The following is a 1,701-nucleotide window of genomic DNA, read 5'->3' as shown; positions in this document are numbered from 1 at the left end:
AACGGCGGTACGGCGGTCAACGTCACCTTCGGCGACGGCACCAACGGAACGGTCAAGACCCTCGATCAACTCAACACCGCGCTTCAGGCCAACAACCTGTCTGCCACGATCGACGCCAACGGCCTGCTGACGATCTCGACCACCAACGACTACGCGTCCTCGACGCTTGGCTCGACGACTGCGGGTGGTGCGATCGGCGGAACGCTGACCTCGTCGCTGACGTTCTCGACGGCTTCCACCCCGGTCGCGGACACCGTTGCCCAGACGGCCCGTGCCAATCTGGTCAATCAGTACAACAACATCCTGAACCAGATCGACACGACCGCGCAGGACTCCTCGTTCAACGGTGTCAACCTGCTCAACGGCGATCAGCTCAAGCTGGTGTTCGACGAGACCGGCAAGTCGAGCCTGAACATCACCGGCGTGACCTACAATTCCAAGGGTCTGGGCCTCGCCGCGTTGACAAACGGCGTCGACTTCATCGACAACGCTGCCACCAACAAGGTGCTGACCAACCTGAACAACGCGTCGAGCACGCTGCGTTCGGAAGCTTCCGCGCTCGGTTCGAACCTTTCGGTGGTGCAGGTGCGTCAGGACTTCAACAAGAGCCTGATCAACGTGCTGCAGACCGGTTCGTCCAACCTGACCCTGGCCGACACCAATACTGAAGCGGCGAACAGCCAGGCGCTGTCGACCCGGCAGTCGATCGCGGTCTCCGCGCTGTCGCTGGCCAACCAGTCGCAGCAGAGCGTGCTCCAACTGCTCCGCTAATCGCGCACGACATCGCAGGCAAGATCTGGCGGCGGGGCTTCGGCCCCGCCGTTTCCTTTATGCGGTTGTATGAAGACGTCGTGCAGTGAGACGTAGACGGGCATTCGAATGCAGCCAATTGCTCACTCTGAGTTATGGTTGACAAGTAGCAAACACATCGCCACTGCACGAAAAAGCACCATCTTATCATGACGATACACGAGGGCGTGATCCGGATACGATCGCGCATATGGTGAATCCGCACAAGGACTGCAGCGACACGCTTCATGCTTTGTTAGCCCCAAAAGTTCACCCTCCCGGCATCGATTAATCCTAATCGAAGTTTGTTGCGTTGCGTACCAGAAGGGTAACACTCAATGTCCGGTATCGTCCTCTCCTCGTCGGTTCGTCAGAACCTGCTCTCTCTCCAGTCCACCGCCGATCTGCTCGCCACCACACAGAGCCGTCTGTCGACCGGCAAGAGCGTCAACTCGGCTCTGGACAATCCCACCAACTTCTTCACGGCACAGTCGCTCGACAACCGCGCCAGCGACATCAACAATCTGCTCGACGGCATCGCCAACGGCGTGCAGGTGCTGCAGGCTGCCAACACCGGCATCACCTCGCTGCAGAAGCTGATCGACAGCGCCAAGTCGATCGCCAACCAGGCGCTTCAGACCACCGTCGGCTATTCCACCAAGTCCAACGTCTCCACCACGATCGCCGGTGCGACAGCTTCGGATCTGCGTGGCACGACCAGCTACACCAGCGCGGATGCGCTGAGCAACGTGCTCTACAGCGGTGCGGCCGGCGGTGTAACCGCTGCTGCGTCCGGTACCAAGCTCGGTGGCGTTCAGGGCACGAATACGGGAACCGTCATCAACGCTGCGACCACTGGTGCGAGCCTGCTGAACGGCACAGCGACCGCTGGCGACGCCAACGCCGGCGTTG

1 protein-coding gene and 1 pseudogene are annotated in these 1,701 nt (G+C 60.6%); both read left to right on the top strand.

Going from position 1 to position 1,701, the window contains the following annotated elements; all coding sequences use genetic code 11:
- On the top strand, positions 1-771 hold a 771-nt coding region (locus IVA96_RS17555; RefSeq protein ID WP_253075128.1), incomplete at its 5' end, for a flagellin.
- Between the two features lie 356 nt (positions 772-1,127).
- Positions 1,128-1,701 (top strand): annotated as a pseudogene (locus IVA96_RS17550) (flagellin); the annotation flags it as partial.

Origin of the sequence: Bradyrhizobium sp. 159, from assembly GCF_023073795.1 — a bacterium.
GTDB lineage: Bacteria > Pseudomonadota > Alphaproteobacteria > Rhizobiales > Xanthobacteraceae > Bradyrhizobium.
This window is presented reverse-complemented; position numbering and strand designations above follow the sequence as displayed.